Annotated in this window: 20 protein-coding genes; 8 read left to right on the top strand and 12 right to left on the bottom strand. The window is 65.5% G+C overall.

The features are described 5' to 3' along the window. Positions 1 to 24 precede the first annotated feature (24 nt). From tolB to ACM61V_RS15055, 9 genes are all read right to left on the bottom strand, one after another. Positions 25 to 1,353 (bottom strand): Tol-Pal system beta propeller repeat protein TolB, encoded by a 1,329-nt coding sequence (tolB, locus tag ACM61V_RS15095; RefSeq protein WP_137786502.1) that lies wholly within the window; start codon positions 1,351 to 1,353, stop codon positions 25 to 27. 128 nt (positions 1,354 to 1,481) lie between these two features. Further along, positions 1,482 to 2,426, bottom strand: a complete 945-nt coding sequence (locus tag ACM61V_RS15090) for a cell envelope biogenesis protein TolA (protein WP_137786472.1) — start codon at positions 2,424 to 2,426, stop codon at positions 1,482 to 1,484. Positions 2,427 to 2,430: 4 nt separating this feature from the next. Next, a complete protein-coding gene (tolR, locus tag ACM61V_RS15085; RefSeq protein ID WP_137786471.1) occupies positions 2,431 to 2,865 on the bottom strand; it encodes a protein TolR in 435 nt (144 codons plus the stop codon). 4 nt (positions 2,866 to 2,869) lie between these two features. After that, on the bottom strand, positions 2,870 to 3,562 hold the full coding sequence (gene tolQ, locus ACM61V_RS15080) for a protein TolQ (protein WP_137786470.1): 693 nt from the start codon (positions 3,560 to 3,562) through the stop codon (positions 2,870 to 2,872). After that, complete coding sequence (gene ybgC / locus ACM61V_RS15075; RefSeq protein ID WP_137786469.1) at positions 3,559 to 4,026, bottom strand: tol-pal system-associated acyl-CoA thioesterase; 468 nt, start codon at positions 4,024 to 4,026, stop codon at positions 3,559 to 3,561. The genes tolQ and ybgC overlap by 4 nt, the downstream gene beginning before the upstream one ends. Before the next feature lie 54 nt (positions 4,027 to 4,080). Beyond that, on the bottom strand, positions 4,081 to 4,854 hold the full coding sequence (locus tag ACM61V_RS15070) for a hypothetical protein (RefSeq protein ID WP_137786468.1): 774 nt from the start codon (positions 4,852 to 4,854) through the stop codon (positions 4,081 to 4,083). Positions 4,855 to 4,962: 108 nt separating this feature from the next. Beyond that, positions 4,963 to 5,949 carry an NAD(P)H-dependent flavin oxidoreductase gene (locus ACM61V_RS15065; protein ID WP_137786501.1) on the bottom strand — a complete coding sequence of 329 codons (987 nt, stop codon included), beginning with the start codon at positions 5,947 to 5,949 and terminating at the stop codon, positions 4,963 to 4,965. Positions 5,950 to 6,029: 80 nt separating this feature from the next. After that, positions 6,030 to 7,025: a threonine aldolase family protein gene (locus tag ACM61V_RS15060; protein WP_137786467.1), complete on the bottom strand. Its 996-nt coding sequence runs from the start codon at positions 7,023 to 7,025 to the stop codon at positions 6,030 to 6,032. 115 nt (positions 7,026 to 7,140) lie between these two features. Further along, positions 7,141 to 7,812, bottom strand: a complete 672-nt coding sequence (locus tag ACM61V_RS15055; protein ID WP_137786466.1) for a TetR/AcrR family transcriptional regulator — start codon at positions 7,810 to 7,812, stop codon at positions 7,141 to 7,143. Between the two features lie 95 nt (positions 7,813 to 7,907). On the opposite strand from ACM61V_RS15055, the gene ACM61V_RS15050 reads away from it, so the two are divergent. The 4 genes from ACM61V_RS15050 to ACM61V_RS15035 all read left to right on the top strand — a co-directional run bounded on the left by ACM61V_RS15050 (position 7,908) and on the right by ACM61V_RS15035 (position 14,012). Then, on the top strand, positions 7,908 to 9,071 hold the full coding sequence (locus tag ACM61V_RS15050) for an efflux RND transporter periplasmic adaptor subunit (RefSeq protein WP_137786465.1): 1,164 nt from the start codon (positions 7,908 to 7,910) through the stop codon (positions 9,069 to 9,071). A 6-nt stretch (positions 9,072 to 9,077) separates the two neighbouring features. Then, positions 9,078 to 12,245: an efflux RND transporter permease subunit gene (locus ACM61V_RS15045; RefSeq protein WP_137786464.1), complete on the top strand. Its 3,168-nt coding sequence runs from the start codon at positions 9,078 to 9,080 to the stop codon at positions 12,243 to 12,245. Then, positions 12,242 to 13,675: an efflux transporter outer membrane subunit gene (locus ACM61V_RS15040; protein ID WP_137786463.1), complete on the top strand. Its 1,434-nt coding sequence runs from the start codon at positions 12,242 to 12,244 to the stop codon at positions 13,673 to 13,675. Before ACM61V_RS15045 ends, ACM61V_RS15040 begins: the two co-directional genes overlap by 4 nt. Positions 13,676 to 13,745: 70 nt before the next feature. Next, entirely contained in the window at positions 13,746 to 14,012 is a 267-nt protein-coding gene (locus ACM61V_RS15035; protein ID WP_419714095.1) for a hypothetical protein, read from the top strand. Positions 14,013 to 14,443: 431 nt separating this feature from the next. Here ACM61V_RS15035 and ACM61V_RS15030 read toward each other — a convergent pair whose 3' ends face one another. After that, entirely contained in the window at positions 14,444 to 15,367 is a 924-nt protein-coding gene (locus tag ACM61V_RS15030) for a pirin family protein (protein WP_249341508.1), read from the bottom strand. A gap of 131 nt (positions 15,368 to 15,498) precedes the next feature. Here ACM61V_RS15030 and ACM61V_RS15025 point away from each other — a divergent pair, with 131 nt between their 5' ends. Continuing rightward, the gene (locus ACM61V_RS15025) at positions 15,499 to 17,499 is read left to right on the top strand and encodes a TonB-dependent receptor (RefSeq protein WP_137786460.1); all 2,001 of its coding nucleotides are present in this window, start codon (positions 15,499 to 15,501) and stop codon (positions 17,497 to 17,499) included. A gap of 9 nt (positions 17,500 to 17,508) precedes the next feature. Here the strand turns inward: ACM61V_RS15025 and ubiA are convergent, their stop codons facing one another. Next, complete coding sequence (gene ubiA, locus ACM61V_RS15020; protein ID WP_249341507.1) at positions 17,509 to 18,423, bottom strand: 4-hydroxybenzoate octaprenyltransferase; 915 nt, start codon at positions 18,421 to 18,423, stop codon at positions 17,509 to 17,511. A gap of 109 nt (positions 18,424 to 18,532) precedes the next feature. On the opposite strand from ubiA, the gene ACM61V_RS15015 reads away from it, so the two are divergent. The 3 genes from ACM61V_RS15015 (at position 18,533) to ACM61V_RS15005 (ending at position 21,262) form a co-directional block, all read left to right on the top strand. Beyond that, entirely contained in the window at positions 18,533 to 18,940 is a 408-nt protein-coding gene (locus ACM61V_RS15015) for a DUF2147 domain-containing protein (RefSeq protein ID WP_171007545.1), read from the top strand. 154 nt (positions 18,941 to 19,094) lie between these two features. Beyond that, positions 19,095 to 19,832: a 16S rRNA (uracil(1498)-N(3))-methyltransferase gene (locus ACM61V_RS15010; protein ID WP_137786457.1), complete on the top strand. Its 738-nt coding sequence runs from the start codon at positions 19,095 to 19,097 to the stop codon at positions 19,830 to 19,832. 56 nt (positions 19,833 to 19,888) lie between these two features. Further along, positions 19,889 to 21,262 carry a glutamate--cysteine ligase gene (locus tag ACM61V_RS15005; RefSeq protein ID WP_137786456.1) on the top strand — a complete coding sequence of 458 codons (1,374 nt, stop codon included), beginning with the start codon at positions 19,889 to 19,891 and terminating at the stop codon, positions 21,260 to 21,262. Here the strand turns inward: ACM61V_RS15005 and ACM61V_RS15000 are convergent. Continuing rightward, positions 21,259 to 22,536 (bottom strand): methyltransferase family protein, encoded by a 1,278-nt coding sequence (locus ACM61V_RS15000; RefSeq protein WP_137786455.1) that lies wholly within the window; start codon positions 22,534 to 22,536, stop codon positions 21,259 to 21,261. The genes ACM61V_RS15005 and ACM61V_RS15000 overlap by 4 nt on opposite strands. Positions 22,537 to 22,564: the final 28 nt, after the last annotated feature.

Raw genomic sequence — 22,564 nt, 5'->3', positions numbered from 1 at the left:
CACTATCGGGTGCCCCAACGAGGTTCAGGGGCGTAACGGTCCCCAGCCCGGATCGGATCCGTCGAGCGGGGTCGGGATGCGGCGCTCGTTGACGCCGGTCAGGTCGACAGACCACAGATCGGCCTTGCCCGCGTTGCCTTGGCCCTGGCGGAAAAACATCAGCACACGGCCGTTCGGGGACCAGCTTGGTCCCTCATCCTGCCACGAGTTGGTCAGAAGCTTTTCGCCCGATCCGCTGGTATTCATGATGCCGATGCGGAACGCGCCGCCGATCTTGGTGAAGGCGATCAGGTCACCGCGCGGGCTCCACACCGGCGTCGCGTAGCGCCCGCCGCCGAAGCTGATCCGTTGCTGGCCTGATCCGTCGGCGTTCATCACATAGAGTTGCTGGCTACCGGAACGATCGCTCTCGAACACGATCCTGGAGCCGTCCGGCGAGTAGCTGCCGCCGGTATTGATCCCGGGCGTATTGGTCAGCCGCTGTGGCGTGCCGCCGCTGGCAGGGACACGATAGATATTGGTGTTGCCGCCGATCGCCATCGAGAAAACGATCCAGCGCCCGTCTGGCGAGAAGCGCGGCGCGAATGTCAGGCGCTCGGTGGTGGTCACCAGATGCTGCGTGCCGGACCCGATATTATAGACGTAGATCGCGGGCTTCTCGTTGAGATAGCTCATGTAAACGATCGACTGCTGGTTCGGCGCGAAGCGTGGTGTCAGCACGATCGACTGGCCGTTGGTCAGGAAGCGGTGGTTGGCCCCGTCCTGATCCATGATCGCCAGTCGCTTGGTGCGCCGCGCCTTAGGCCCCGTTTCAGAGACATAGACGACCCGGCTGTCAAAATAAGGCCCTTCGCCGGTGAGCCGGGTATAGACCATGTCGGCGCATTTATGCCCCGCGCGGCGCCATTCGGACGGCGGCACCACAAAGCCCTGCCGCATCAGTTCGGTCTGCGCGGATACGTCGTAAAGATAGCAGCCGACCGTCAGCGTGCCATCGCCGTTGGCGCGTATGAAGCCCTGCACCAGCGCCTGCGCGCCCGATCCGCCCCAATAGGAGAAAGCGGGCGCGGTCACTTCCGGGAAAATCACCGCGCGCAGCTGTGCCGGCTGCAGCGGGCTGAACAGGCCGGAGTTCTTCAGGTCGTTGGTCACGATATCTGCAAGCTGGCGTCCGAGCGCGTCAGTCATACCGGCCGGGGTCTGCATCACCTGGGTGGTCGGCATCGCCGGGATCGCGATCGGCATCGGGGCGGAAATCCCACCCGTCACCGATACTTCCAGCGGCGGCGGAGCGCCGCCGGGCGCCTGCGCGGCCGGCTGCTGCGTCGGCAGCTTTAGCGGGGTCGCGGGCATGTCCTGCGCGGAAGCGGCGGATGCCAGCAACAGCGCGGAGAGCAGGGCCAGGCTACGCATGACAGGGCCTTTCCTTTCGTTTCGCAGCCCCGCTCCGTCCGGCGCGGCCCGATCGTGGCGCGCCGGGTTCACCGGAGCTTCCACTGGTAATTGATGTTGTTCCATCCGCCGTTGGGGGTGGAATAGAATTGCGGAGGCAACTTCAGCGGTGAACAGCCCTTGAACGCGGCGATGCCCAGATCGATCACGCGGCGCGCGTAACGCTGGTTCTCGTCGTTGATGCCGGTCTGCCGCACCACTGTCGGTGTTGCGGCCAGCGTGCCGTCCTCGTTGAGTTTCAGGTTCAGTGTGGTGACGATCTCGTTTGCGCCTGGGCCGGGATCGACCTGGCGATCCGCGCACGGCTGAATCTGTCGCGCGATCGCCTGAACGATCGAGGCGAGCGCAGCGCCATCGATCTTCGCGGCGCGTGGCACCTGGCTGGTTGATTTGCTCTCGTCGCTCGTCAGCCCCTTGAGGAAATCAGGCCCAAGCCGGCTGCCGCGCGGCCGCGCGGTTTTCGATTCGGCCGATTTGCCGGTGCCTTGCGCCTTGGCGGGCGGCGTCTTTTCCGGCTTCGCTGCAGCGGCCGTTTCCTTTTTGGGCGGCGCGGGCTTTTCGGCTGCTTTCTCGGCGGCGGGCGGCTCTTTCTTTGGTTTCGGTTGCGGCTTCAGCGCCGGTTTTGGCGCGGGAGCCGGCCTCGGCGCGGGCTTTACCGGCGCTGGTTTCGGTTCCGGCTTCGGCGCGGGCTGGGGCACTGGCTCGGGCTTCGGCTCGGGCGCCGCGGGGACTGGCGCTGGCGGCGCGGCGTCCTCCGGCTCGCCCTGATCGGGGGCGACAGATTGTGCGGGCGGCGTTTCCGCCTGCGGCGCGGCCGCCTCCAGCCCGACCTCCTTGACGAGGCTCACCTCCACCGGCTGCTGCTTTAGCTTGAGCGGATTGGGGGTGGCGAGGAAGCCCACCGACAGCAGGCCGAACAGCACCACGTGTCCGGCAAGGGCCAGTCCAAGCCCGATCTTCTCAGCCCGCTCCACGCGATCAATCCTCGCCGATCGTCACCAGCGCAACGCGGTTCAGCCCGGCGCGGTTCAGCTCGCCCATCACGCGCATGACATGGCCATAGTCGAGAGACTTGTCCGCGCGCAGGAATACCTGCGGTGGCTGCCCGCCGGCCGGCGCCTTCGCCGCGATCGCGCTCAATCGCTGCGCCAACTGATTCTCGGCTGTTTCTTCCTTCGCGACGAAGATGCGACCCATCGAGTCTATCGAAATCTCGGTCGGTTGTTGATCCTGGTCCAGCGGCTTGGCGCGGCTGTCGGGCAGGTTCACCGGCACGCCTGCCGTCAGCAGCGGCGCGGTAACCATGAAGATGATGAGCAGTACCAGCATTACGTCCACCAATGGTGTGACGTTGATGTCGGCCATCGGCGCGCGTCGCCGGCCGCTGCGCTGCGAGGGAAGTTGCATCGCCATTGCGTCAGCGCTCGCGATCGAGCTGGCGGCTGAGCGTGGCGTGGAAGCCGTCGGCAAAGCGGTTGAGCCGCGCCTCTATGCGGTTGATGCCATGGCTGAAGCGATTGTACGCGATCACTGCCGGAATCGCCGCGAACAGGCCGATTGCGGTGGCGAACAGCGCCTCCGCGATGCCGGGTGCCACAACGGCGAGGCTGGTGTTCTGCTGGCTCGCGATCGAGGTGAAGCTGCGCATGATGCCCCAGACCGTGCCGAAGAGCCCGACGAACGGCGCGACCGAGCCGACGGTGGCGAGTATGTTGAGCCGATCCGAAAGGCGATCGATCTCCGCCGCCACCGCTGCGCCCATGGCGGTGGCAAGGCGCTCGCGCGTGCCGGCGCGGTCTATTGATGCCCCTTGCGTCGAGCGCCGCCATTCGGAAACGCCGGCGATGAACACGCGCGCGGCGGGCCGCTCGTCGTCATGATGCGCCTTGAAGAACGCATCGATATCGTCCGCCTTCCAGAAATCGCGCTCGAACGCCTCCGTTTCGCGCCGCGTCTGGCCGATCCTGCGCCAGAACATGAAGATGATCGCCCAGGTCCAAATGCTGGCCGCAAGCAGGCCGAGCATCACCAGCTTCACCACCCAGTCGGCCTGGATGAAGAGCGCGACGGGCGATAGCGTGGCGGCATCGGAATTGAAAAACAGGTTCAAGGCGTCTGGTCCTTCTTGGCCAGGAGAGTGTTGAAACGATCGATCCACGCGGCCGGCTGCCGTCGCGGCCGGCCCGTGGGGGCGACCAGTGCCGCGACGAGATCGGCTTCGGCAAGCAAGATAGCGCCGCGCATGACTCTTTGATGAATGAAAACCGCTGCGGCGCGCACTTGCGTGACTTTTGTCTCCACGATCAGCGCATCGTCGAGCCGCGCCGGGGCGGCGTAGCGGATCGCGAGGCTGGCGACGGCATAGGCGCCTTCGCCCGCTTCATGCGCCGCCCGCTGGTCGATGCCGGCAAGCCGCAGCATGTCCGATCGCGCGCGCTCCATATAGCGGAGATAATTGGCGTGATAGACCACGCCCGACAGGTCGGTGTCCTCGAAATAGACCCGCACGGGGAAGCGGTGTGTCGTCCCGTCGAAGCGCCCCTCGACGGGCTGGTCGGTCCGGCCAGTCGTCATCGTTCATGCTGTTAACCGAAGCGAGCCGCGCGCGTAACCCCTCCGGCGGCGCGATCAGCCGCCCGCGAGCGATTGATCCTGCAAAGCGCCCATGTCGACGTGCAGGCGCGGCGGCTTGTCGGATTTTGCGGTTTCGGATTTCGCCGTCGGGCCTCTGAGAGTCACTGGCGCCACGGGCATCGCGACCGGCGCGGCGAAAGCGATCACGGGATTGGCGGCCTGTCCTTTCCGCCAGGCATCATAGGCGTCGAAGAACTGGATGAAGGGCTGGTCCAATGTCGGTAATTGCGTAGTTGCGAAGGTCTGGAGCATCGCGGGGGCAACGCTTTCGGCCCGGGCAAGCACCTCGGCGGCGCGCACGCAAAATGCCTCGCGGGCAAAATCCTGCGAGAAATAATTGTAGAGGCGCGTCATCGCCTCATCCTCGCGGGACTGCCAGTCGGTGCCGGCGGCGCGGAATTCCGCCGCGAGCGTCGCCTGCGCTGCGGCGAACGCGCCCTTCTGTTGCGTGAGCAGGCTGTTGTAGCGCGCGACGATCGTCTCCTGCGCCGGACCGCGACAGGCGAGCGCGGCGACGTTAAGCGCCGCGCGCAGATGCCACACGGCGGCGGCGGCGCTGAGATTGCGGTTCGGCGTGAGATAGGTGCCGTCGGAAAGCCGCGTCGGGATCGTCATTCCCGCGCGCGCGCCAGCAGGCATCGGCGCGTATGCCGTCGCAGTCTCGGGCGGGGCCGGCGTGGCGATCGCCACCTTCTTTGTATGCGCGGCACACCCTGCGAGAGATGCCGCGGCCCACCCGACCGCGATGGATATGGCTGCCCGTTTCATGGCGCTTTCTCCCTGTTCGCGGTGATTCGGCGCTCAAATGGTTAACAAAAGGTTACCAGCGCGATGAAGCGTTCGGGAGCGCTGGGTCTCTGCTTACAGGGAGGCTCGTCAGGCCGTGCGTTTCTCCAGCGCTTGCGCCGCCTCTTCCATCAGCGTCGCGATGATATCGGCGACCGGTTCTTCCCGGCTCACCATGCCGACCGACTGACCGGCCATCACGCTGCCATGCTCCACATCGCCCTCGATCACCGCGCGCCGCAGCGCGCCCGCCCAGTAATGCTCGATCTGCAGCTGTGCCTCGGCCATCGCCACACTGCCTTCGTCCAGTGCCTGGGCCACTTCGCGCTGCTTTTGCGAGAAGAGTTCGCCGGCCGCATTCTTCAGTGCGCGCACCGGGATCACCGGCAGCCGTGGATCGATCTGCACGGAAGCCACCGCGTCGCGGGCCGAAGCGCGGATGAACGCCTTCTTGAAATTGGCGTGCGCAATGCTCTCGGTCGCGCAGACGAAGCGCGTGCCCAGCTGAACCCCGGCTGCACCCATATCGAGATAGCCCGCGATCGCTTCACCGCGCCCGATCCCGCCCGCGATGAACACCGGGATCTCGCTGGCGATAGCCGGCAGAATCTCCTGCGCCAGCACGCTTGTCGAAACCGGGCCGATGTGGCCGCCCGCCTCCATCCCCTCGATCACGAGCGCGTCGACGCCGGAGCGGATCAGCTTCTTCGCCAGCGCCAGCGTGGGGGCGAAGCAGATGCACCTCGCGCCGGACGCCTTGATCGCCTCGAGCGATCCCTTCGGGGGCAGCCCGCCGGCAAGCACCACATGGCCGACCTCATGCTTCGCGCAGATCCCGATCAAGTCGGGCAGCGCCGGATGCATCGTGATGAGGTTCACGCCGAACGGCTTGCTGGTCAGCGCCTTCGTCGCGGTAATCTCCGCGTCGAGCAATTCCGGCGTCATCGCGCCGCAAGCGATCACGCCAAATCCCCCGGCATTCGATATCGCCGCGACCAGATTGCGCTCCGACACCCAGGACATCGCACCGCCGAGGATCGCGACCTCGGACCCGAGAAAGGCGGCGCCGCGCGCCATGCGTCGCTGAAGGCGCTCGGCGCCCGTGTTGTCAGTCGTCATGCGCGTTGCCCTAGCGTCGGCGCGGCCCATCCCGCAAGCTAGAGCGCCGCGATCGCTGTCGCCAGCGCCTCCACTTCCGCTGGCTCGCTCGCCCAATGGGTGACGATGCGGATCACGCCGTCGCTCCAGTCATAGAAGCCGAACCCCTGGTCACGCAGCGTCTGCGCCTCCGCCGCAGTCACGCGCAGGAACAGCTCGTTTGCCTCGACCGGGTGGAGCACTCGCGCGCCAGCAGATTGCGCGAGCGCGGTCGCTGCCCGATTCGCCGCGCGCGCGTTATCGAGCCACAGGTCGCCATCGAGCATCGCGTGTAGCTGTGCCGCGAGATACCGCCCTTTGGACAGCAGGTGGCCGCCGCGCTTGCGCCGTCGCCGCGCATCGTCCGCCAGAGAAGGATCGAAGAATATCAGCGCTTCGGCCGAAAGGCCGCCGTTCTTGACGAAACCGAAGCTCAGCACATCCACCCCAGTTACGATGTCGGCAGGAGTGCAGCCCAGATGAACGATCGCGTTGGCCAGCCGCGCCCCATCCATATGGACGCGCCAGCCGCGCGCCCGGGCGAGTTGAGCGAGCGCGCCCACCTGCGCCGGTGAATAGACAGTGCCAAGCTCGGTCGCGTTGGTCAGTGAAAGCGCGTGCGGCTGCACGCGGTGGACGTCGTTCGCTATTCCGTCGGCGACCGCCGCTGCCGTTTCCGGCGTCATTTTCGCGTCCGCGCCACTGGCGAGCAGCAGTTTTGCGCCATGTGTGAAAAATTCGGGCGCGCCGCATTCATCGTTCTGGATATGCGCCTCGCTATGGCAGATCACGCCGCCATAGGGCTGGCAGATCGTCGCCAGCGCAATCGCATTGGCGACCGTGCCTGTCGGCATCCACAATGCTGCCACTTCACGCCCGAACAGATCGGAAAAGCGCGCGTCGAGCGCCTTGCTCAGACGATCGCCGTCATAGCCGGAATCGATCGCATCGGCAGCTTGCATCGCAGCGAACACGGCCGGATGGACCGGCGCCACATTGTCGGAAAAGAAATGCATGTTGTATCCCGTAGCGGGAACTGGGCTTGGTGAAAATCGCTGCGTCGCTCCACCTTGGCTGGTTAACGTTGCGTCGCCGGCCCGCGATCAGCGGTCGTCCCATGTCGCTCCTGCGCTAAGCATCGGCGACGTTGAATGAAGAAGCCGGTCGATGGCCTTGATCCAGCGCCTCCAGCTCACGTTCGATGATGGAGCGCAGTTGCGCACATAATATGCGGTGTCCGCGTCCGCTGCGCTCGGCCATGATGACCCATTGGCAAAGGCCGCTGCCCAGCGTGGCGATGAGCTCGGCCAGATCGGAGAGCGCCTCGGGATGTTCGCGCGGCGCATAGGCGGCGAGGGCGGCGATCAGGGCGGCCCGCACGCGATTGCGCATCTCTTCCTGCAATTTGGCGATGCGGGGGTTGCGGGCGGATTCTGCCATGATCTCCGGCATCAGCCGGTAGCCGTCGATATCCTCGTCATAACTGGTAAAGCTCAGGATCCACTCCCGAACGGCGATGCGGTTGCCGGTGAGGATGGCTTCATCGAGCCCCGCTTCGTCCAGGAACAGCGAGAAATCGCGCAACGCGATCGTGGCGATGATATCTTCCTTGGAGGAAAAATCGCGGTAGATCTGCCCGACCTTCACCCCGCTGGCGCTGGCGATTTGCGCCACGCCGGTGCCGTGGAAGCCGTTTTCGATAAACAGGCGACGCGATATTTCGAGGAGATGCTCACGCCGCTGCATCGCGCGACCCGCGCGATCGCTCGTGCTGCACTGCAAAAAATTCACCCGCTGCTGCACCTTTCTATCTTGCCTTGAGTTAAAGACCGGCGTAACCCCGCTCAAACCGTGAGCGATCGATCACTCACGTGTTAGCACAAAATCCAGGGACGTTCATGAAGAAATTCGCACCCGCGCTCGCGCTCGCGCTCCTTCTACCCGCCTGCGGGAAAGGCGCGCCGCCGCAGCAGCAGGGCCCGGCGCAGGTCAGCGTCATCGCGGTGCGGTCGCAGCCGGTGACGTTGACCACCGAACTGCCGGGACGAACCGTCGCCTTCGAGACATCGGAAGTGCGTCCGCAGGTCAACGGCCTGATCCAGGCACGCCTGTTCGAGGAAGGCGATTCGGTGCGTCAGGGGCAGCCGCTGTATCGCATCGATCCGCAGCCCTATAAGGCGAGCGAGGCGAGCGCGGCGGCGGCGCTGGCGCGCGCCAATGCGGCGATCGCCTCCACCAATGCGCTGGCGCGGCGATATGGCGAGCTGGTCAAAATCAACGCCATCGCCCGCCAGGATTATGAGAATGCGCAGACGCAGGCGGCTCAGGCCCGCGCCGATGTTGCAGCGCAACAGGCGGCGCTGCGCTCCGCGCGGATCGATCTTGGGCGGACCATCATTCGCGCGCCGATCGCGGGGCGGATCGGACGATCCGATTTCACCACCGGCGCGCTCGTCACCGCGTCGCAGGCGAATGCCTTGACGACAATCCAGCGGCTCGATCCGATCTATGTGGATGTTCAGCAGTCGAGCGCCGACGTGCTCAAGCTGCGGCAGCAGATCCTCGCCGGGCAGGTATCGCGGGAAGGCGGCGCGGCGCGGGTCCGGCTGAAGCTGGAGGACGGCACCACCTATCCGGTCGAGGGCGAATTGAAGTTCACCGACGTTTCTGTCGACCCTACCACTGGCAGCCAGGCGATCCGTATCCGCTTCGCCAATCCCAACCGGCTGTTGCTGCCGGGCATGTACGTCCGCGCGCAACTCGTGGAGGGCACCCAGGCGAAGGGGCTGCTTGTGCCGCAGCGCACCGTAAGCCGTGACGAGCGCGGCCATGCGACCGTGATGGTCGTCGGCAAGGGCGACAAGCTGGAGCAGCGGGTGATCCAGACGACCCGGACGGTCGGCGATTCCTGGCTTGTTACCGGCGGCCTCAACGAAGGCGATCGCGTGGTCGTCGAGGGTGGCATGATGCTGCGGCCCGGAATGCCCGTGAAAGCGGTTCCCTATTCACCGAAAAACAATGCGGCGGCGGCGACGCCGGGCGCGCAGGCACAGGCGAAGTAAGCCCATATGGCCCGTTATTTCATCGATCGCCCCATCTTCGCATGGGTCATCGCGATCATCCTGATGCTTGCCGGCGGCCTCGCGATCAGGTCGCTGCCTGTGGCGCAATTCCCTGAGATCGCGCCGCCCACCGTCTCGATCGCCGCAAGCTATCCTGGGGCTGATGCGGAAACGCTGGAGCGCACGACGACCCAGGTGATCGAACAGCAGCTCAAGGGCATCGATCATCTGCGCTATTTCTCCTCGTCGTCCGCATCATCCGGCACGGTGACGATCACGCTGACGTTCGAGCAGGGCACCAATCCCGATATCGCCCAGGTGCAGGTACAGAACAAGCTGCAGGCCGCGACGCCGTTGCTGCCGCAGGAAGTGCAGCGCCAGGGGCTCCAGGTGCAGAAGTCCGCCGCCAACTTCCTGGTGATCGTGGGGCTTTACTCGAAAGACGGCTCGCACAGCGCGACCGATCTTGCCGACATGGTCGTGTCACGAATGCAGGATCCGGTCAGCCGCGTGAACGGCGTCGGCGAGATTCAGGTGTTCGGCGCTCAATATGCGATGCGCGTGTGGGTCGATCCGCTGAAGCTCAATTCCTATCAGCTCACCATCGCGGACGTGACAAACGCGATCCAGGCGCAGAACGCGCAGGTCTCCGCGGGGCAGATCGGGGCGCAGCCGGCGCCAAAGGAGCAGATGCTCAACGCCACCGTATCGGTACAGTCGCGCCTCCAGACGCCCGAGCAGTTCGGCGCGATCCGGCTGAAGAACGGCGCTGACGGCTCGGTCGTCCGATTGTCTGATGTGGCGCGGATCGAGCTGGGTGCGGAAAACTATGGTTTCGATACGCGCTATAATGGCAAGCCGGCCTCCGGCTTCGGGGTGAAGCTCGCGTCCGGCGCCAATGCGCTGGCGACGGTCGAGGCAGTCAAGGCGCGGGTCACGGAAATCTCGAAGGGCCTGCCGGCCGACGTGCAGGTTGTCTATCCTTACGACACCACGCCGTTCGTGCGCCTTTCGGTGAAGCAGGTTGTCCACACGCTGTTTGAGGCGGTGGTGCTCGTCTTCCTCGTCATGTTCCTGTTCCTGCAGAACTGGCGCGCCACGCTGGTGCCGACGATCGCAGTGCCGGTGGTGCTGCTGGGCACCTTCGCGGTAATGGCGGTCGCGGGTTTCACGATCAACACGCTGACATTGTTCGGCATGGTGCTGGCGATCGGCCTGCTCGTCGATGACGCGATCGTGGTTGTCGAGAATGTCGAGCGCCTGATCGTGACCGAGGGGCTCAAGCCACGCGACGCGGCGCGCAAATCGATGGACGAGATCAGCGGCGCGCTGATCGGCATCGGCATGGTGCTGTCGGCGGTTTTCCTGCCGATGGCGTTCTTCGGTGGTTCGACCGGGGTGATCTATCGCCAGTTCTCGATCACGATCGTCTCCGCGATGGTGCTGTCGGTGCTGGTCGCGCTGATCCTGACGCCAGCGCTCTGCGCGACCCTGCTCAAGCCGCACGACCCCTCCAAGCATGAAGGCAACGGGCCGCTTGCGCGCTTTTTCCGCTGGTTCAACGATGCGTTCGATCGCGGCCAGCGCAAATATGAGAAGGGCGTGCGCAGCACTGCGCGCAACTGGAAGCGCTCGATCGCCATCTATGTCGTGATCGTGCTGGTGATGGGATTGTTGTTCTGGCGTCTGCCGAGCGCCTTCCTGCCGGACGAGGACCAGGGCACCGTGATCGCGCTGGTGCAGGGGCCGTCCGGCGCGACGACCGCGCGCACCGAAAAGGGGCTGGAGCTGGTGCGCAGCCATTTCCTGAGCGAGCCGGGCGTGGAAGCAGTGTTCACGATCAACGGGTTCAGCTTCGCGGGGCAGGGGCAGAATGCGGGTCTCGCCTTCGTCAACCTGAAGCCGTGGGACGATCGTTCCGGCGCGAAAAACAAGGCGCAGGCGATCGCCGGGCGCGCGATGGGGGCATTCTCGCAATATAAGGACGGCATGATCTTCGCGCTGGTGCCGCCGGCGGTTTCCGAGCTCGGCAATGCGACCGGCTTCGACATGCAGCTCGTCGATACCGGCAATATCGGGCATGAGAAGCTGACCCAGGCCCGCAACATGCTGCTGGGCATGGCATCGCAGGACAAGCGCGTCGCGCAGGTGCGACCGGTCAGTCTCGAGGATGCGCCGCAGCTCAATATCAATGTCGATCAGGATAAGGCCCGCGCGCTCGGCCTTGATATCGCCTCGGTCAACTCGACGATCTCCACCGCGTGGGGCGGCTCCTATATCAATGACTTCATCGATCGTGGCCGCGTGAAGCGCGTGTTCGTGCAGGCGGACGAGCCGTTCCGGTTGCGGCCGGAGGACGTCGGCAGCTTCTACGTCCGCGGGTCCAATGGCCAGATGGTGCCGTTCACCGCTTTCTCCACGCTCGAATGGGCGAAAGGCCCAGTCCAGCTCACGCGTTACAACGGCCAGTCGGCGACGCAGATTCAGGGCGGCGCGGGTTCCGGCATCAGCACCGGCACCGCGATGCAGGCGATCGAGGAGATGCACGCCAAGCTGCCGCCGGGAACCGCGATCGAATGGACCGGTCTTTCCTATGAGGAAAGGTTGTCGAGCGGCCAGGCGCCCGCGCTCTATGCGCTGTCGCTCGTGATCGTGTTCCTGTGCCTTGCCGCGCTTTATGAAAGCTGGTCGGTGCCGATCTCGGTGCTGCTGGTGGTGCCGCTGGGCATTCTGGGCGCGCTGCTGGCGGCGACGCTGACCGGGTTGAACAACGACATCTACCTTCAGGTCGGCCTCATCACCACGATCGGCGTTTCGGCGAAGAACGCCATCCTGATCGTCGAATTCGCCGAGGAGCGGATCGTGGAGGGGATGCGCCCGTTCGACGCCGCGATCGAGGCAGCCAAGCTGCGTCTGCGGCCGATTCTGATGACCAGTCTCGCGTTCGTGTTCGGCGTGTTGCCGCTTGCGGTTTCGACCGGCGCCGGCGCGGGCGGGCAGAACGCTATCGGCCGCGCGGTCGTTGGCGGGATGCTCTCCGCCACGGCGCTAGCGATCTTCTTCGTGCCGATGTTCTTCGTCGTCGTGCTGCGGATGTTTGGTCATCGCGACCATGACACCCCCCGTGATGCCGAGCCTGAAGGCGGCGCCGCGCCGCAGGGAGTTTCCGCGTGACCCGCCGTTTCCGTACCCTCGCATTGCTCACCGCCGCCACCGCGCTGTCGGCGTGCAACCTCGCACCGAAATATGTGCGGCCCGTCGGCGCGGTGCCGGCCGAATTGCCGCGCGGCTGGCCCTATCCGGCGGCGGCGAGCGATGCGCCGGAGATCACCCGGATCGGCTGGCGCGATTTCTTCACCGATGCGCGGCTGCGGCAGGTGATCGAGACGGGGCTCGCCAACAACCGCGATCTGCGCGTCGCCGCCGCCAATGTGTTGCAGGCGCGCGCGCAATATCGCGTGCAGCGGGCCGATCTCGTCCCCTCCACCTCGATCAGCGGTAGCGGGACCTATACCAATAATATCGCCAGCCTCGGCGGCGGCGCGGCGGCGGGCGGCGGTGGCGCGACGTCGAGCAATCTGGAGATATATTCGGTCAGCGCCGGCTTTTCCTCGTTCGAGCTGGACCTGTTCGGCCGGGTGCGCAATCTCAGTCGCGCCGCGCAGGAGCGTTATTTCGCAAGCGAGGAGGCGCAGCGCTCCACCCGCATCAGCCTTATCGCAGAAATCGCGACCGCGTGGCTGACGCTGGCATCGGATCAGGATCAGCTCGCGCTGGCGCAGGATACGCTGAAGGCGTTCGCACAGACGCTGGATCTCACCCGTGCGCAGTTTCGCATCGGCGTCGCCTCCGAACTGGAAGCGCGGCAGGCGGAGACGAACTATCAGAGCGCGCGTAACGACATTGCGACGTTGCAGACGCGGATCGCGCAGGATCGCAACGCGCTGAACCTGCTTGCTGGCACCGCCGTTCCTGCCGATCAGCTTCCGGCGGGGCTGAACCAGGGGCAGGTCACGCTCGACGCCTTGCCGGGTGATCTGTCTTCACAGGTGTTGTTGCGCCGGCCGGACGTATTGCAGGCGGAGCACCAGCTGATCGCCGAGAACGCCAATATCGGTGCGGCGCGAGCGGCGTTCTTCCCCCGGATCTCGCTGACCGCAACGATCGGCACGATTTCCACAGCGCTTTCAGGCTTATTCGCCGGGGGCAGCTTCACCTATACTGGCGCGCCGAGCGCAACGCTGCCGTTGTTCGACGCCGGTCGCAACGCGGGCAATCTCGCTTATGCCAGGGCATCGCAGCAGGCGGCGGTCGCCACTTATGAGAAATCGATCCAGACGGCATTCAGAGAAGTGGCCGACGCGCTGGCGACGCGTGGCACGATCGGCGAGCAGATAGCGGCGCAAACCGCGCGGGTGGAGGCGGCACAGGTCGCTGCCCGTCTTTCCGATGCGCGCTATCGTGCCGGGATCGATTCGTTCCTCACCGCGCTTGATGCGGAGCGCACCGCTTATGCCGCGCGCCAGCAATTGCAAACGACGCGGCTGGCCCGCGCCAGCAATCTGGTCGAGCTGTATCGTGCGTTCGGCGGGGGCCTCGATTGAAAGATTAAGTCGATCGCTTGCCTTTTCGCGCAACAGGCATATCCTCTTCGAAAAATACGGAGAGATGCAGATGAGCCGAATCGAGTTTGGCGCGGGTGATCCCGGCGACAAGAGCCTGGTGATATTGCAGAGCCTGTTGTGCCTGCTGCGCGAGAAAAACCTGCTGTCGCGCGCCGATATCGAGGAATTGTGCGAGAAGGTGCAGGCCCGCGTCGCCGATCACGACCGCGATCCGCTGCCGTGCTGTGTCGAGGGCGCGGTGGCCGCTGCCAACGAGATGGAGCGCCTCGGTCAATATATCGGGCATCGCTACGGCGGCAAACACCGCCGCATCTGATCGCCCGGAGTAGAAGCGCGATCGACGCGCGGCGACACTTTGGATGGAGGTCAGTCTTGCGCTGTGAGATGCCGTGTGTTGCCCGCGTTTATTTGGCGTTGCACCTGACCTGAGCTTTTGCCCCCCGGGCGTGACGGTCATCGCCTCATGACAGTCGGGAGGCTTCCCGTAGCGAGGCCGCACCTAGGGGCATGACGGGACGAGCCGAAGCGACGACAAGCGGGAAACGGCAGTCAGCTTGTTCACCAGTGCGGCCGCAGCGCCGGAGACGCGCGGCGCGTCGGGCGCGCCGGCATTATCGGCGCTTATCAGGCCCGGCCGCCACGCATGACCCGAAGTTCCGCCTCGGCATTGATCTCCGCCACGCGCGCCACGTGGTGCCGGTGCCTGCCGCCATACGCTCTGCCGACTTCGATGTCGGGCATCGATTTCTACTGCGCGTCGGTCGGATCGACCGGCGGGATATCCGGTGTCGGCCCGGTGGGCGCCTCCGGCATCGGAGTGAACTCGCGATCGTCGCCCACGGGCAGCTTCATCCGCTGCTGTCGCCAGTCCTCCGCCGCTTGCGCCAACCGTTCTTTCGAAGAGGAGACGAAATTCCACAACAGGAATCGCTCGCCGACCGGCTCACCGCCCAGTACCATGACGGCTGAGGGTTGCCGCGCGCGAACGTCGATCGCATCGCGTCCGTTCAGCACCGCCATCTGCCCGGTGACGAGCACCGTGCCGCCAATCTCGATCTCTCCGCTCGCACAATAGACCGCGCGCTCGGGATAAGCGGTGGTGACGGCGCGCCGCGCGCCCGCGTCCATCTCCCAATGCTGATAGAACATCGGCGAGTGCACCCGTACCCCCGCCTTCAGGCCATCGGCGCTGCCGGCGATCAGCCGGCCCTTTATGCCGTTCTCCTCCCACTCGGGCAGTGCCGCGCCGTCGTGATGATCGAACGAAGGGGTAGTTTCCTCGTCCGCCGTCGGCAGCGCGACCCATGCCTGAATACCGTGCATGTTCGCGCCGTGCCTCCGTGCATACTCAAGCCGCTCGCTATGCGTGACGCCGCTGCCCGCGACCATCCAGTTCACCTCGCCGGGCTTGATCTCCTGTTCGTAGCCAAGGCTGTCGCGATGTGTGATCTGGCCGGCATAGAGATAGGTGACGGTTGCCAGCCCGATATGCGGATGGGGCCGCACGTCCAGTTCGCGCGGGATTCCCGGTGCGAGTTCGAGCGGGCCCATGTGATCGAAGAAGATGAACGGACCCACCATGCGCTGCGCGTGGAAGGGCAGCACTCTGCCGACGACGAAGCCGCCACCCAGATCATGGGTCCGCCTGTCGATGATGCGTTCGATCGTCACAATATTCTCCCTCGTCCAGCGCCATGGGAACAGCGCCGTTCGTCCTCTCATCCTAGCGCTGTTTGCGGAAGATGTGCATAGCGACCGCAAAGCCCGGTAACGCGCGCACATGCCGTAAAGAGAATTGGTCGATGTCCAGATACCTTGCCGCCGCCGTTCTGACTGCGTCGCTTGTCGCAAGCCCTGCGGTCGCGCAAAAGGCGGCGGACCCGGATGAGGTCGTCGTTCTCGGCTCCGGGCTGGTCGTACCGCCCGGCACGCCAGCTTATGGTTCGGTCGTGATCGATCGCGATCGTCTGACCAACGACGCCTCCGGCCGCGTCGAGGATGTTCTCCTAGACGTCGCGGGGTTCCAGCAGTTTCGCCGGTCGGACAGTCGCTCCGCCAATCCATCCGCGCAGGGCGTCACATTGCGCGCGCTCGGCGGTAACGCATCGAGCCGAACGTTGGTGTTGCTGGATGGAGTGCCGATCGCTGACCCTTTTTTCGGGTATATCCCGTTCAACGCGGTGACGCCCGATAGACTGGCCGGCATCCGCGTGACCCGCGGAGGAGGGGCGGGGGCCTTTGGATCGGGCGCGGTCGCGGGAACGATCGAGCTGGCGAGCGCAGGCCGCGCCGATCTGCCTGTTGCGTCAGGCGACGCTTTTTACGGAAGCCGCAACTCGGAAAGCGTGTCGGCCAATATCTCGCCCGGTCTCGGCGGCGGGTTCGCCACCCTGTCCGCTAGGTTCGAGCGGGGCGATGGCTTCCAGACGACACCTGAAAACCAGCGCGTCGCGGCAACCGTGCCCGCGCGCTATCGTGACTGGTCGACCGGCGTCCGTGCCGTCGTGCCGGTTGGCGCGGTATCGGAATTGCAGTTTCGGGGCCTGTTATTCGGCGACAACCGCACCTTGCGCTTCAAGGGGGCCGACTCGAGTTCCGAGGGTGAGGACGCCAGCATCCGCTTCATCGCGCGTGGCGACTGGCAGGTGGATGCGCTGGCCTATCTTCAGGCGCGAAACTTCACCAACAGGGTCATCAGCGCGACGACGTTCAAGCTGACGCTCGACCAGCGCAACACGCCCTCCACCGGCATCGGCGGCAAGATCGAAGTGCGGCCGCCCATCGGCGACGATCACGTTCTGCGGCTCGGAGGCGATCTTCGCTTCGCCGATGGGCAGATGTTCGAGGATGCGTACAGCGGGGCGGGGATCGTCACAGCGCGGCGCAACGCCGGGGGCAATATCAGTGTCGCGGGGCTGTTCGTCGAGGACGACTGGACGATCGGGAAGCTCGTCGTCACCGGCGGCGTTCGCGCGGACCATTGGACGATCGCCAACGGCTTCTTCCGCGAGCGCAACGGCGCCGGAGCGCTCGCTGTCGATAACAGCTTCCCCGATCGCAACGGCACCGAGGTGACCGGGCGCGGCGGTGCGGTGTTCCACGCGGCCGCCTGGGCGGACCTGCGCGCCGCGGCCTATACCGGCTTCCGCCTGCCGACTCTCAACGAGCTATATCGGCCGTTCACGGTTTTCCCGATTCTGACGCAGGCGAACGCTGCGCTCTCGCCGGAGCGGTTGCGCGGGATCGAGGCGGGGATCGATCTGCATCCGATGCGCGGCCTCGATCTTGGCGTAACCGGCTTCTACAATCGTCTGGGCGATGCGATCGCGAATATCACGATCAGCCCGACGCTGCGCCGTCGCGGCAACGTGAACGCGATCGAGGCGAAGGGGGTGGAGGCGACGCTGACATGGCACACGGGCGCGGTGATGCTGTCCGGTTCCTATGCGCTGAGCGACAGCAAGGTGCGCGCGCCGGGGAAGGCATTTGACGGGCTGGCTCCGGCGCAGAGCCCGCGCCATTCCGCCAGCGCGACGATCGGCTGGTCGCCAAAGGCCGGCCCGATGCTGTCGCTGACGGCGCGCTATGTCGGCGCGCAATATGAGGACGATCTGCAAACCAACGTGCTGCCCGCCGCCACGACGTTCGATGCCGTCGCGCGCTTTCCGATCAGGCGCGGCGTCGCGCTGATCGCGCGGGCCGAAAATCTGTCCGACGCGAAGGTCGAGACCCGCAATCAGGCCGGATCGATCGATCTGGGCACGCCGCGAACGCTGTGGATCGGTGTGCGCTTCGGCGGGTGACGCGCGGCGCTATAGCCGCGTTCCGACGACGATGCAGGCCAGGAACATGAGCAGCCCGGCGAAGCGGTTGGCGCGGAAACGGGTGAGCGCGCCGTCATTGTCGTCGGGCCGGAGCGTCGCGACCTGCCAGCAAAGGTGGATCGCGATCGGCGCCAGCGCGGCAAACACCAGCGGATCGGGGCGAACCATCCAGAACGCGCCGCCCCACAAGAACAGCGCCGCGCCATAGAAGCCGCCGACGCCCGGCACGACCGCCGCACCCATTGCGCGCGCGGACGATCGGATGCCGACGATCGCATCATCCTCCCGATCCTGCAGCGCATAGATCGTGTCATAGCCGATGACCCAGCAGATTGATCCGGCGTAAAGCAGCAAGCCTGGCAATGCGAGCCACCCCCATGTCTCGTTCCAGCCGACCAGCGCCGCCCAGGAGAACACCAGCCCAAGCCATGCCTGAGGCCACCAGGTGATCTTCTTCATGAACGGATAGGCGGCCACCAGCGCGAGGCTGGCAACGGCGATGATCGCGGTATCAACGCGCAGTTGCAGCAACACGACCAGCCCGATCAGGCTGAGCAGCCCGAGCCATGCCCATGCCGCCCGCAGCGACACCGCGCCGCTCGCGAGCGGGCGGGACCGGGTGCGCGCTACGCTGGCGTCCAGCTCGCGATCGACGATATCGTTATAGACGCATCCGGCGCCGCGCATCGCGATGCTGCCCGCCAGCAGCCACAGGATCAGCGGCCAGCGCTCGATCGCGCCGCCCGCCAGCGCGATTGCCCATGCGCCGGGCCAGAAGAGCAGCCACCAGCCAATCGGCCGGTCGAATCGCGCGAGCAGCGCGAAATTCCGCAGTCGCGGCGGCAGTGCGGCAACGATGCCGCGATGCTGGCTGTCGGGGACGATATCGGGAATGTCTGTCACATCATGCTTATTATCGTCGGCGTCATGCTTCCGCCACAGCCTGTCATCAGGGTTTGTCGTCTCAAGTATCGTGACGCTAGATTGTGGGCACGGTACAAGGAGTAAGCGTATGTCTTTCTTGCGGATCGCGGCGATGGCCGCGCTGATTTCGGCTTTCACGCCAGCGGCGGCGCAGCGCGGGCCGGCGCTGGCCGGCATCTGGCGCAACGATTCGGACAGTGTGCGCATCCGCATCGCGCCGTGCGGCCCCGGGCTTTGCGGCAGGGTTGTCGCCGCAAGCGAGAAGGCGAAGGCCGATGCCGCGCAAGGCGGCACCGATCGGCTGATCGGCACCGAACTGTTCCACGATTTCCGTCGGGAGGAAGATGGCCTGTGGTATGGCCAGGTGTACGTGCCCGATATCGACAAGACGTTCGACGGCACGCTCGAACTGGTTGATCGAGACACGATCGTGGGCAAGGGCTGCCTGTTCGCCGGCTTCGGCTGCAAGACGCAAAGCTGGAAGCGCGTCCGCTGATCCATTTGTCGGTCGCGGTCGCTCGGTTCGTCGAGGCTTTGTTCTACGCGATATTGCGCGTGGCCGGGGTGATTACGCTGACGGCGATCGGCATTGCGTTTGTGGCCTACCTTCTGTTGATGCTTGCGCGACGACTGACCCGAGGCCGCAAGCAATGATCGCCACCCCCGCCTGGCCGCCGCGCTCCACGCCGCGCCTTTACGTGCCCGATACGCTCGCTCCCGGCGCGCGGCGGATCGATGGGCCGTCGGCGCATTATCTCGGCTCGGTGATGCGGCTGAAGGCAGGCGATCCGGTCAGGCTGTTCGATGATGCGACCGGCGAATGGCTCGCCGTGGTGGAAAGCGTGAGCCGACGCGATCTCATGCTCGACGTGCGAGAGCGCCTCGCCGTGCGCGAGGCGGTCCCCGACCTGTGGCTTCTCGCTGCGCCGCTCAAGAAGGGGCGGGTGGACTGGATGGCGGAAAAGGCGTGCGAGCTTGGCGTCGCGCGGTTCGTGCCGGTAGTCACGCGGCGCACCGTGGTGGACAAGCCCAATACGGAGCGGTTGCGCGCGCACATGATCGAGGCGGCGGAGCAGTGCGGCCGCACCGCATTGCCCGAGGTCGCCGAGCCGTTGAAGCTCGCCGCGCTTCTCCGCGACTGGCCGGCGGACCGCGCGCTCTATTTCGCCGATGAACAGGGTGGGGCGCCAGCGCGTGAGGTGATGAAGCCCGGTCCCGCAGCGATCCTGATCGGCCCCGAAGGAGGCTTCGACGACGACGAGCGCGCTGCGATTCGCGCGACTCCGGGCGCAGTGGCGATCTCGCTCGGCCCGCGGATCCTGCGCGCCGATACGGCGGCGGCGGCGGCGGTGTCGATATGGATGGGAAGCGCCGGGGACTGGGGATGAATCGAAGCGTTCCGCGCCCACTAGCGGAGCCGTTCATCCCCGCGTAAGGCGCGCGCATGACGACCAAGACGGTTTCAGACAGCAACTCGCCAGCAATCGAGTCGCGCGATCAGCTCATCGCCAGTTTTGCCCATGGCGAAAAGCCGAAGGAGCGCTGGCGCATCGGCACCGAGCACGAGAAATTCGTCTATTCGGTCGCCGATCATCACGCGCCGTCATGGGGGGAGCCGCACGGCATCCGCGCGCTGCTGACCGAACTTGAACAATATGGCTGGCAGCCGGTGGAAGAGGGCGGAAACCTGATCGCGCTGACCGGCGCGGATGGCAGCGTCAGCCTGGAGCCGGCGGGGCAGTTCGAATTGTCCGGCGCGCCGCTCGATAACCTGCACGAAACGTGCGCGGAGACCGGCCGTCATCTGGAACAGGTGAAGGCGGCCGGGGAGAAGCTGGGGATCGGCTTCCTCGGGCTCGGCATGTGGCCGGACAAGACGCGCGAAAACCTGCCGATCATGCCGAAGGGGCGCTATGGCATCATGCTCCGCCATATGCCGCGCGTCGGCTCGATGGGGCTGGACATGATGCTGCGCACCTGCACGATCCAGGTAAATCTCGATTACGCCAGCGAAGCCGACATGGTGCAGAAGTTCCGCGTCGGCCTCGCTCTCCAGCCGCTCGCGACCGCGCTGTTCGCGAACTCGCCGTTCATGGAGGGGAAACCTAACGGCTATCTTTCCTATCGCAGCCATATCTGGTCCGATACCGATCCCGCGCGGACGGGGATGCTGCCGTTCGTGTTCGAGGATGGCTTCGGCTACGAGCGTTATGCCGAGTACATGCTCGATGTGCCGATGTACTTCGTCTATCGCGAGGGTCGTTATATCGATGCGGCGGGGCTTTCCTTTCGCGATTTCCTGAAAGGCGAGCTATCGGTTCTTCCCGGCGAACTGCCGACGCTGGAGGATTGGAACGATCATCTCTCCACGGCCTTTCCCGAGGTGCGGCTTAAGACGTTTCTGGAAATGCGCGGCGCGGATGGCGGTCCATGGAACCGGATCTGCGCGCTGCCGGCATTCTGGGTCGGGCTGCTTTACGATCAGGGTGCGCTAGATGCCGCGTGGGATCTGGTGAAGCACTGGTCGATGGACGACCGCGAGACACTTCGCAATGCTGCGCCAAGACTTGGCCTCGCCGCGCCGATCCACGGCGGCGGAACGCTGCAGGATATCGCGGGCGAGGTGCTGGAGATCGCCAATGCCGGTCTCGCGGCGCGGGCACGGCTGAATCGCTCGGGCGACAATGAAACCGGCTTCCTTGATCCGCTGCGCGAGATCGTCCGCAGCGGGAAGGTGCCGGCGGAAGTGCTGCTGGAGCGCTATCACGGCGCGTGGAATGGGGATGTGTCCCGCGTGTACGGCGAGGCTAGTTTCTAACGACCTGCTATCCAGGCGAACAGGCGCGGGACGGGTCCGTTGCGCGCCATCCATTCGCTATAGTCGCGATAGGCGGGGTCGGCGGAAAGGTGTCGCTCTTCGGTCTTGGCACGCCAGTAATAGACGCCGCTGACCACGCCGAGCAGCAATGTCGCGCGCGTTGCGTCCACCAGGCTGCCGGTTGACAGCACCGGGATCGTCGACAGCCACCAGAACAGGTTCTTGGAGAGATAGGCCGGGTGCCGCGACCAGGCATATGGCCCGTGAGTCAGGATGCCGCGGTGGGTCAGGTTCGAAAAGCGCATCCCGAACGCCATGGTCGCCCAGGCGTAGATCGCGGTGAGCAGCACCAGCACCGTGCCGATGAGGATCAGCAACAGCGGGTGGCCCGCCAGCCAGTATGTCCATTCAGCGGTGCCCGGATGGTAATCGAGCGGGCCGCCGGCATCCATCAGAATGAACGGCGGATAGCACATCAGCGCCGCCATCCACGCCGCCGCATATGGGTTCGCCGTTCGGATATGCGCGTCGAGCGGCCGCATCGTGAGCAGATAGCCGACCGTCGCGAAGGCCACGTCGACCACGAACATGAAGGTGATGAGCCAGTTCGCCAGCGCCACCGGATCGTGGAGCACGGCCGAATCGTCCGCGCGAATGAATTCGCCGAATCCCGGCGGCACGATCGCCAGCATGAAGGCGAGGAAGAAGCCCTTCACCGCCCAGGAGCGCAAATGATTGTAGATCGCCTCGCGGTCGGGCGCGCCCTGCCCGAGCAGCCAGGCGCCGAGTGACCACGCCCCGTCGCGCGGCTCGATCAGATACCGGTCCAGCCACAACACATAGGGGATGGATAACGCGAACAGCACCGGCGCGGCGCGCTCGAAGCACCACATCGAGAACTGGAAATTGCCATCCCAGTAGAAGCGCCCGGTCGCGTAGATCAGCGCGATCGCCGCCCATGTCACCCACAGCCCGGCCAGCTTGACGAGCGAAACGTCCAGCGTGTCGCGCAGCGGTGTGCGGCAGGACCAGTCGATGCCGGTGGAGGGATGGCGATGCACCTTGTCGACCAGCAACGACCACAGGATCATCGGCACGGCGCAGGCGGCGACATTCACCAGCGCGGCATAAGGCCCATCCATGCCGAAATGCCGCGACAGCGCGATCCATGCGATCAGCCCGCCAAGCCCGGCGAACCCGACCCCATGGGACACTGCCGAGCCTGGACGCGGATCGGTGCGGCCGGTGGTGGAAAGCGCGGGATCGTGCAGCATCGTCCCGCGTCTAGCGCGGGAATGGTAA

Source organism: Sphingomonas sp. TX0543 (assembly GCF_048565505.1).
GTDB lineage: Bacteria > Pseudomonadota > Alphaproteobacteria > Sphingomonadales > Sphingomonadaceae > Sphingomonas.
The sequence above is the reverse complement of the archived record's forward strand: the minus strand, read 5'-3'. Positions and strand labels throughout refer to the sequence as shown.

Coding starts and splice junctions, on each gene's coding strand:
- ybgC (WP_137786469.1), bottom strand. CDS start 4,026: ATGACGACTGGCCGGACCGACCAGCCCGTCGAGGGGCGCTTCGACGGG.
- ACM61V_RS15010 (WP_137786457.1), top strand. CDS start 19,095: ATGATCGCCACCCCCGCCTGGCCGCCGCGCTCCACGCCGCGCCTTTAC.
- ACM61V_RS15015 (WP_171007545.1), top strand. CDS start 18,533: ATGTCTTTCTTGCGGATCGCGGCGATGGCCGCGCTGATTTCGGCTTTC.
- ACM61V_RS15000 (WP_137786455.1), bottom strand. CDS start 22,536: ATGCTGCACGATCCCGCGCTTTCCACCACCGGCCGCACCGATCCGCGT.
- ACM61V_RS15065 (WP_137786501.1), bottom strand. CDS start 5,949: ATGGCGCGCGGCGCCGCCTTTCTCGGGTCCGAGGTCGCGATCCTCGGC.
- ACM61V_RS15045 (WP_137786464.1), top strand. CDS start 9,078: ATGGCCCGTTATTTCATCGATCGCCCCATCTTCGCATGGGTCATCGCG.
- ACM61V_RS15060 (WP_137786467.1), bottom strand. CDS start 7,025: ATGCATTTCTTTTCCGACAATGTGGCGCCGGTCCATCCGGCCGTGTTC.
- tolB (WP_137786502.1), bottom strand. CDS start 1,353: ATGCCCGCGACCCCGCTAAAGCTGCCGACGCAGCAGCCGGCCGCGCAG.
- tolR (WP_137786471.1), bottom strand. CDS start 2,865: ATGGCGATGCAACTTCCCTCGCAGCGCAGCGGCCGGCGACGCGCGCCG.
- ACM61V_RS15035 (WP_419714095.1), top strand. CDS start 13,746: ATGAGCCGAATCGAGTTTGGCGCGGGTGATCCCGGCGACAAGAGCCTG.
- ACM61V_RS15070 (WP_137786468.1), bottom strand. CDS start 4,854: ATGAAACGGGCAGCCATATCCATCGCGGTCGGGTGGGCCGCGGCATCT.
- ACM61V_RS15050 (WP_137786465.1), top strand. CDS start 7,908: ATGAAGAAATTCGCACCCGCGCTCGCGCTCGCGCTCCTTCTACCCGCC.
- ACM61V_RS15005 (WP_137786456.1), top strand. CDS start 19,889: ATGACGACCAAGACGGTTTCAGACAGCAACTCGCCAGCAATCGAGTCG.
- ACM61V_RS15025 (WP_137786460.1), top strand. CDS start 15,499: ATGTCCAGATACCTTGCCGCCGCCGTTCTGACTGCGTCGCTTGTCGCA.